General features: G+C 42.6%; 6 protein-coding genes, 1 rRNA gene and 1 pseudogene. 3 read left to right on the top strand and 5 right to left on the bottom strand.

Translation table 11 applies throughout. The features are described 5' to 3' along the window. From HX743_RS15135 to def, 4 genes are all read right to left on the bottom strand, one after another. Nucleotides 1–113 (bottom strand): 16S ribosomal RNA (locus HX743_RS15135); the annotation flags it as partial. Nucleotides 114–714: 601 nt separating this feature from the next. Further along, nucleotides 715–2,733, bottom strand: a complete 2,019-nt coding sequence (locus HX743_RS15130) for a TonB-dependent copper receptor (RefSeq protein ID WP_178319616.1) — start codon at nt 2,731–2,733, stop codon at nt 715–717. A gap of 63 nt (nt 2,734–2,796) precedes the next feature. Then, nucleotides 2,797–3,231 (bottom strand): DUF2946 family protein, encoded by a 435-nt coding sequence (locus HX743_RS15125; protein WP_178319615.1) that lies wholly within the window; start codon nt 3,229–3,231, stop codon nt 2,797–2,799. 107 nt (nt 3,232–3,338) lie between these two features. Continuing rightward, a complete protein-coding gene (def, locus tag HX743_RS15120; protein WP_154321169.1) occupies nt 3,339–3,869 on the bottom strand; it encodes a peptide deformylase in 531 nt (176 codons plus the stop codon). Nucleotides 3,870–3,990: 121 nt separating this feature from the next. Between def and HX743_RS15115 the strand changes: the two genes are divergently transcribed. The 3 genes from HX743_RS15115 to HX743_RS15105 are packed head-to-tail and all read left to right on the top strand — an operon-like array spanning nt 3,991 to nt 7,011. Then, the gene (locus tag HX743_RS15115; RefSeq protein WP_178319614.1) at nt 3,991–5,148 is read left to right on the top strand and encodes a LysM peptidoglycan-binding domain-containing protein; all 1,158 of its coding nucleotides are present in this window, start codon (nt 3,991–3,993) and stop codon (nt 5,146–5,148) included. Nucleotides 5,149–5,168: 20 nt separating this feature from the next. Then, a complete protein-coding gene (gene dprA, locus HX743_RS15110; RefSeq protein WP_178319613.1) occupies nt 5,169–6,398 on the top strand; it encodes a DNA-processing protein DprA in 1,230 nt (409 codons plus the stop codon). A 43-nt stretch (nt 6,399–6,441) separates the two neighbouring features. Then, on the top strand, nt 6,442–7,011 hold the full coding sequence (locus tag HX743_RS15105) for an L-threonylcarbamoyladenylate synthase (protein ID WP_178319612.1): 570 nt from the start codon (nt 6,442–6,444) through the stop codon (nt 7,009–7,011). A gap of 34 nt (nt 7,012–7,045) precedes the next feature. On the opposite strand, the pseudogene HX743_RS15100 reads toward HX743_RS15105, so the two are convergent. After that, nucleotides 7,046–7,844, bottom strand: a pseudogene (locus HX743_RS15100) (RNA-guided endonuclease InsQ/TnpB family protein); the annotation flags it as partial.

Here is a 7,844-nt window from a genome sequence, read left to right as displayed (position 1 = left end):
TACTCACCCGTCCGCCGCTAGCTCAGTTACCGAAGCAACCTCGCCCGCTCGACTTGCATGTGTTAAGCCTGCCGCCAGCGTTCAATCTGAGCCATGATCAAACTCTTCAGTTAAAATCATTTTGAAGTTTTAATCTAAACTTCCAAATCTGGCTCATCAATTTTCTGACTTAAATTTCGCTCAAATAAACTTCGAGTAATTTAAACCAATCAATCAATGATAATATTTCGATTAATCAATCAGTAAAAATCCACACAAGTTGTTCTTCATAATCTCTTAATGATCTTCTCGATGCTTCGTCAGCATCAAGCTAGGTCGGCTATACTACTCCCTATTTCTAGAAAGTCAACACGCAATGTTGATTTTATTTTCAAACCCACTTACTCAAAACAAACTCAATTAATCTTAAATCAATCAACCAAGCTATTGTTTTTCAACAAGTTTTTATCAACATCACCGCCGATGGATGTGCATTATAGGCCAAATATTTTGCCATGCAAGGCTTTTTGTAAAAGAAATATTTCGAGTGTTTATTTTATAAACCCAAAAATAGATAAGCTACTGTTTTATCTCATAAATTTATTTTAATAAAAATCTTCTTAATTCTTTAAAACCCAGCCATGAAACGTAACTCAATGTTTTATATGTAATTATTTTTATGCAAAAGCAAAAAGCAGAGCCTAAGCCCTGCTTTTGGTTTAAATAAAGTTCAAATTAGAACTTCATACTGATACGCGCCCAATAGTTACGGCCAATATTGTTAAATTGCTCATTCGCAGCAAAACCCAAACCCGCATTACCCATTTTGTTTAGATGCTCGGTATAAGTTTTATCCAGTACGTTATCAATACCCACAGACACATCAACACTTTTATTGAGGTTATAGCTGCCATTTAAAGACAACACGCCAAAGCCACTGCTCTCTTTGAGGTCGTAACCTACGATATTACCTTCATCTTTACTTATACGACTTTGACCATCGACTACACGTAATAATGCACCTAAAGTGTATCTATCTTGAACATAGCGTAGGTTTAAACGTCCTTCCAAAGGCGAAATTTGTGGTAACGGCGTATTGTCTGTGGTGTTTTCACCCCACGCATACATGGCACTCACATCAGCCTGTAAAGCATCGGTAAATTGATAGCCAACACCAACTTCTGCACCGGCAATGGTTGCATCCACATTGCGCGTATGCACATCTGTCATACTCGTATATTTAGTTAGAATATAGTCATTAATCAAACCCGCATAAGCCGATGCCCAAGAACTAAATGCACCATGCTCATGTTGATAGCCAAAATCCAGTTGAAGTGTTTTTTCAGTATCAATATTTTTAAATGTATTTGGATTACCATTTCCTGATTTTGGTGTAAATAATTCCCAATAATCAGGCATACGCTCTACATAACCCAAACCGACATACGTTTTTGCATCATGGTGTGGATGCTGATTTTCCAAACGGATAAAGCCACTTGGCAAAGTTTCTTTACGTTGTTGAGCTGTTTGTACTGCATCAACTTCGACCTGATCAATACGCACACCTGTGACTAACTTATTTTGATCATTGAATTGATAACCAAGCTCACCAAAACCACCTATAGATTGAAACTCCATATCCACAGTACGAGGCAAATTTTTATAGCTGTTCATTCTGCCTTTACGACCACTATGCTCATTATTTTGAGTATCAACACCTGTCACAAAGTCAACTTTATCCCACTCATGTGTCACCGCCATACGCGCATTTAAAGTTTTCCGTGCCACATTGTTTGCCATAGGATGCATCATCCCCCCTGCAGGATTAAACTCACGCAGGCTGAAGTTATCCATCACGTGATCGTTAAAGCTATAGTTCACCTGCGCTTCAATTTTCTTAATCACATCGGTGATATTTTTCTTTTCTACACGTAAACCTAAACTTTCGCGGTCAAATTCAGCACCGTCCATTGTACGGCCCGCATAAACCACTTCAGCATCACCACGACCACCTGTCAGTTCTAGCCAAGTGTTTTCATCGGGTGTCCAACCTAAAGCGACATCAGCATTCCAACGCTCCCAATCCGAAGGAACAGTTGTACCATTGCCATCTTTATAGCTGTCTGCTACAGAACGGTTGGCGTTTAAACGAATATATTTCTGCTCATCACCCGCAGCCGCTTCAACATTATGATCTAAACGGCCAAATGACCCCATCAAGACACTGGCTTGGCCACGATAGTTTTGACCTTCACCAAATTGCTCAGGCTTACGCTCAAACAATACCGTTGCTGCCGAACCTGTGTTGGCATATTGCACCGTTTGCGGGCCTTTAATGACGGTAATTTCATCAAAACTTTCTGGTGAAATATAAGAGGTTGGTGAATCCATACGACTCGGGCATGCACCTAAGTTTTCAGAACCATCGGTTAAAATTTTAATACGTGAACCAAACATGCCGCGGAAGGTCACATCGCCATTGGTACCCGCACCACTGTTGACAGCACTAAAGCCAACTATGCTTTGCAAATAGTCTGCACCATCTGTGGCTGGAATCGGCTGAATGGGTTGTTTTGGATTAGCACGAACCACTAAACCATTGGCATCATTGCCCTGTTGTGCGGTTGCAACAATAGGCGCAAGGCTATGCGTATTCGCAGACAGCATACTTTGATCGGCAAACGCACTTGCTGAATAGCAGGCAACACAAACTGCAGCCGCAACAGGCTGTAATAAAAATTTAGGCTGAGCCATTTTATTTCTCACTTCAAAACATAAATACAGTTAGGGTCAAAGCAGACCCGAAAAACATTGAATTTATGCAAAGTGAGGTGGAGCACGCCCCTGCGGAAGTAAAAAGAGTTGCTGAAGTGCAAACCAAACGTGTTGAAAACGTTTTTGGAAAGCCAAAAGACGCACCTGAATGCGATCAAGTACTTCTCTAAGCTCTAATTCAGGTGGCAAGACCAAGTTACCATAGACCGTACAATACTGACATTGATGTGAAGCATCGTGATGATGATGTTCATGCTGTACGGTCAGTTGCTGATCATCGACCTGTGATGTAGATGAATGTGCAACATGCGAAGAATTTGTATGCACGGCGTGGGCTTGTGGCAACAAAAGTGCACGCGTGATGGTTTCACAGACTGGCGCAACTTGATATTGCTCAGGCAGCAAAGGCTGTAAAAATACAGCAATCTGTAAAAAAACTGCGATAAATGAAAGCAGTAAGCCACTACGCAACAACAAAAACATCTATCCTGAATTTGTGTGGCGCAAGTATAACAAAGCCCAATCGAAATTGGGCTGATTTTTATGCTTTGGTCTAAACATGGACAACTAGATTGTGGTTTGTTTTAACGCTTCACAGCAACTTTTTCTTTCTGACGCTGGCGCACTACTTTTTCCACTTTTTCACGGGCACGCTGTCTTTTGAGTGGTGATAAATAATCGACAAATAATTTACCATTTAAGTGATCCATTTCATGTTGGATACAAACAGCGAGAAGTTGATCTGCTTCTAGCTCAAAGGTTTGACCCTCAAGGTTAATCGCTTCAATTTTTACACGTGACGGACGCTCAACTTTGTCGTATATTTGAGGCACTGACAAACACCCTTCTTCATACGGTTGGGTCTCTTCAGTCAATGGGGTAACTTTGGGGTTAATGAAGACCATGGGTTGATCTTTATTTTCAGATAAATCCATGACAATCAGCTGAATATGATGATCTACCTGTGTCGCAGCTAGACCAATTCCTGGTGCGGCATACATAGTTTCAAACATATCTGCAGCAAGCTGACGAATTTCGTCGGTCACTTCTTCAACTGGTTTGGCAATGGTACGCAAACGGGGATCCGGGAAACTTAAAATAGGTAATAAGGCCATGGGACGTCCTCACTTATATGCCATTGATCAAAAAACCGAATGAAGGAATGCTTCATCAAAAAAATGTGTGTAAGATCGTTATTATAACGCAACTACATACATAATTTTAGGAATTATGATAATGAAAAAGGTTTTGACAGACACATCCTCTTTTCGTGTCTTGGGGTTTAAAAAGCAAGTTTTAGCGCTCGCTGTATGTCTCACTGTGGGACTTGGGGCAATGAGTGTGGCTGAAGCAGCACCTGCACGAAATATTAATCCGCCTGCTTTAAAAGCCAATGCACCGAATGTGTATGTGGTGAAAAAAGGCGATACTTTGTGGGATATTTCTAAAAAATTCCTGAATAATCCACTACGCTGGCCTGAAATTTGGGCAAGCAACCGCCACGTGAAAAATCCACACTGGATTTTCCCGGGTGACCGCTTGTTAATGTGTACCTATGAAGGTCGCCCAATTATTGGTAAAGATGAAGGTGATGGCTGTGAAGGCATTATTCGTCGTTACACAGGCAAGAGCACCAATTTACAGCCGCAAATTCGCGTAGAATCTTTAAATAATACAATTCCTGTGATCCCACTGGAATACATCAAGCACTGGTTAGAGCGCAGCAGCATTATTGCCGCAGATGCACTGCAAGGCACGCCTTATATTTTAGGTACTTCTGATCAACGCGTGTTGGCTGCTAAAGGACAAAGCGTGTATGCACGTGGTGTAGGCCTAGAAGTTGGTCAACGTTATGCTGTCTATCGCGAAGGCGAACCATACATCCTAACCGATGCCAATGGTCAAAAATTCAATGCAGGCTTAGAACTCACTCAAGTTGCAACTGGTATTGCAGTACGTGGTGAAAATGACATTACTACGCTTGAGTTGACCGACACTTACAACGCTGAAGTGCGTCGTGGTGACCGTGTCTTGCCTGTTTATGACCCAATGTTACCAACGCTGTTCTATCCGACCCATGCTGAAAATGTAACTGCAGGCGGTCAAGTGGTTCGTGTAATGGGTTCTATTGGTACGGCTGCTAAACACAGTGTGGTTGCCATTGACCGTGGTACGCTGCATGGCGTGCAATCAGGCCACGTATTCTCTGTCGCTCAAAAAGGCGAAGTTGTGACTGACCCGAAAACCAAAGAGCGTGTGCAACTTCCAGGCGAACGCATTGGTAATATCATGGTCTTCAAAAGCTTTGATCACATCAGCTATGCCTATGTATTAGACAGCGAATTGCCAATTAAAGTGGGTGCGAACTTACAAACACCCCTAATGGACGACTAAAAATAGTCTGAGATGGTGACATGTTGAATTCATTCACCCCACATCAAATTGACTACATTAAGTTGTGGTATTTGGTTCAGCATTCACTGTCGAGTTTTTATAAACTAGAACAATATTTTGGTTCCGTGGCTGCCGCAGTGCAGCCCGAACATCTTTTGGCTTGGTCAGAAGTACGTGTACATGCCAACCATCAACAGCGTGCTAAAGAATATCTTAGCCAGTCAGGGCAACAGGCCTTTGAAAACGTCTTAAAACAATTACAACAGCATTGTGATTTTATCCTGACCTTGGATGATCCCAACTACCCCAACCAATTACGCCCCTATGCAAATAAAACTCCAATTTTATTTGGCCAAGGCAATGCTCAGGCTTTATTGCAAGCTCAAATCGCAATTGTTGGCAGTCGTAAAGCCAGCCCACACGGACGGCAAGTGGCTTATGATTTTGCCTATTATTTAAGTGAACAAGGTTTCTTTATCAATAGCGGTTTAGCACAAGGTATTGATGAGGCTGCACACCAAGGCGCTTTGGCACACCGTCGTACCATTGCAGTCATGGGCACAGGTTTAGACAGCACCTACCCGAGCGCCCACCATACACTCCGCCAGCAGATTGTGGAGCGTGGCGGTGCAGTGATTACAGAATTTTTACCTCACACCAAACCTTTGCAGCAAAATTTTCCACGACGTAATCGGTTGGTGAGTGGATTGAGTCTTGGCGTTATTGTTGCTGAAGCCAGTTTAAATAGTGGATCACTGATTACCGCTAAATGCGCAGCCGAACAAGGTAAATTAATTTTTGCTATTCCTGGACATATTTACAGTGAATTTCATCAGGGTTGCCATCAATTAATTCGTGAAGGTGCAATTTTGGTGGATCATCCTGAACAGGTGCTTGAAGATTTGGCATTGCCGACTCAATGGCAATATAAACAACAAAATATTGATCAATTGAGCTCTGACTCAACCTTACCATCTTCAAAACTGGATGCTCAAACAGGACAAAGCAATACAACCAAGCCTGATACAGCAACCTCGCTACAAGCCACCCATGAAATCGTGACGCATATTCCTGAGCATTTATTAGCGTTGTATCATCAATTGGATTGGGTCGGACAAAGTATTGACCACTTGGCACAACAGCTCGACTTGGAAATTGCCGTACTTACAGCTTATTTGATGGAACTTGAGCTCATGGGCTTAGCAATGCAGCAATCAGGCCTGTATCTGCGTTGTCGTCCTCACAAATAAGGTTCACAATAGCCCTCTCCCATTTCTATTTAGGTCAACTCGCATGATTACCACCTCTGTCACCGAAGCCGCTGCATGTCTACAACAGGGACAAGTGCTGGCCTATCCAACAGAGGCGGTCTGGGGTCTAGGTTGTGATCCTTATAATCAGCAGGCTTTTTTGGAAATTCTACGCCTCAAACAACGTCCAATTGAAAAAGGCGTCATTTTACTGGCAGGGCACCTGTCACAGGTAGAACATCTGCTTGAAGATTTAAAGCCAGATATGCAAGATCGTGTAATTGCCTCATGGAGCAATACACATCCGACTGAGCGTGCCACCACTTGGCTGTTACCCACCACAGCGGCAATTCCAAACTGGATTACAGGACAACACCCGAAAGTTGCGGTACGCGTGACCAACCATCCTTTATGTATGGCTTTATGCCATGCTTTTGATGGCTTTATTGTTTCAACTAGTGCCAACCCTGCTGGCCATGAACCTGCGCGCTCCCTGCAAGAAGCAACCCAGTATTTCCAGCAACAACTGCATTATTTAAATGGTGATTTAGGCTTAAGCCAACAGCCTAGCCGAATTTTAGATGCAGAGAGTGGGGCAGTGATTCGCGCCTAGCTTTAGACAAATTTTAGTTGACATCCTCCCCGACCTAAAGGACGGAGATTCCTACTGCTAGACGCTCATGCCCGAGCGCAAGAATATTCAGTGCGGAATTTACATCCCGATCATGGAGCGTACCACACTCCACACACTGCCATTCTCTTATTCCAAGTCCTGCTCTACCTTCCGGACTACTGGAGCGTGAGCCACAGCACGAACAAATTTGGGTGGTATAGGCTTCATTGACTTCTTCATAACATACCCCTGCGTTCTCGCATTTATACTTGAGCATGGTTCTTAGTGTTGTCCAACTGGCATCTAGCACTGATTTAGCCAATCTGGTTTGTGCTAATGCTTTGGCATTCACGTTGCCAACGAAGATGGCTGCATGTTCATTCACCAGTTTTCGGCTGAATTGATGCAGCATGTTTTGTCTTACATTTTTAATCTTGGCATGGATGGCTTTGACACGTTTCTTATTTTTTGCACGTTGAGCAATACCAAGTTTTTGTTCATATTGCCGATAGATTTGAGGTGCTTTAAGTTTTACGCCATCTGAACAAGTCGCTAAATCTTTTAAACCTAAATCTATGCCAAGTGAGGTTTTAGCGTTGTTTTTTCTATTTTGACTGCATCAACTACAAGACAAACATACCAACGTCCACGACTATCTTCTACGAATGTGCCTGTTTTGATATTGTATTGACTTAATCCGTAACTACCCCATAGTTTAAATTGATGCTTGCCATATTCAACATAGCCATCAGCATATTTGATTGCAACCTTTTTAAACGGTATCCAACCCAGTGAACGTCTAGCTGATTTTTTATTACTGACACGCCATTTTA

The organism is Acinetobacter sp. Swhac1 (genome assembly GCF_013390985.1).
Lineage (GTDB): Bacteria > Pseudomonadota > Gammaproteobacteria > Pseudomonadales > Moraxellaceae > Acinetobacter > Acinetobacter towneri.
Note: the sequence above shows the minus strand (reverse complement) of the source record. Positions and strands in the feature narration are given on the sequence as shown.

Bases quoted from the DNA above. Each gene is read 5' to 3' on its own strand.
- HX743_RS15130 (WP_178319616.1), bottom strand. From the start codon at position 2,733: ATGGCTCAGCCTAAATTTTTATTACAGCCTGTTGCGGCTGCAGTTTGT.
- def (WP_154321169.1), bottom strand. From the start codon at position 3,869: ATGGCCTTATTACCTATTTTAAGTTTCCCGGATCCCCGTTTGCGTACC.
- HX743_RS15115 (WP_178319614.1), top strand. From the start codon at position 3,991: ATGAAAAAGGTTTTGACAGACACATCCTCTTTTCGTGTCTTGGGGTTT.
- dprA (WP_178319613.1), top strand. From the start codon at position 5,169: ATGTTGAATTCATTCACCCCACATCAAATTGACTACATTAAGTTGTGG.
- HX743_RS15105 (WP_178319612.1), top strand. From the start codon at position 6,442: ATGATTACCACCTCTGTCACCGAAGCCGCTGCATGTCTACAACAGGGA.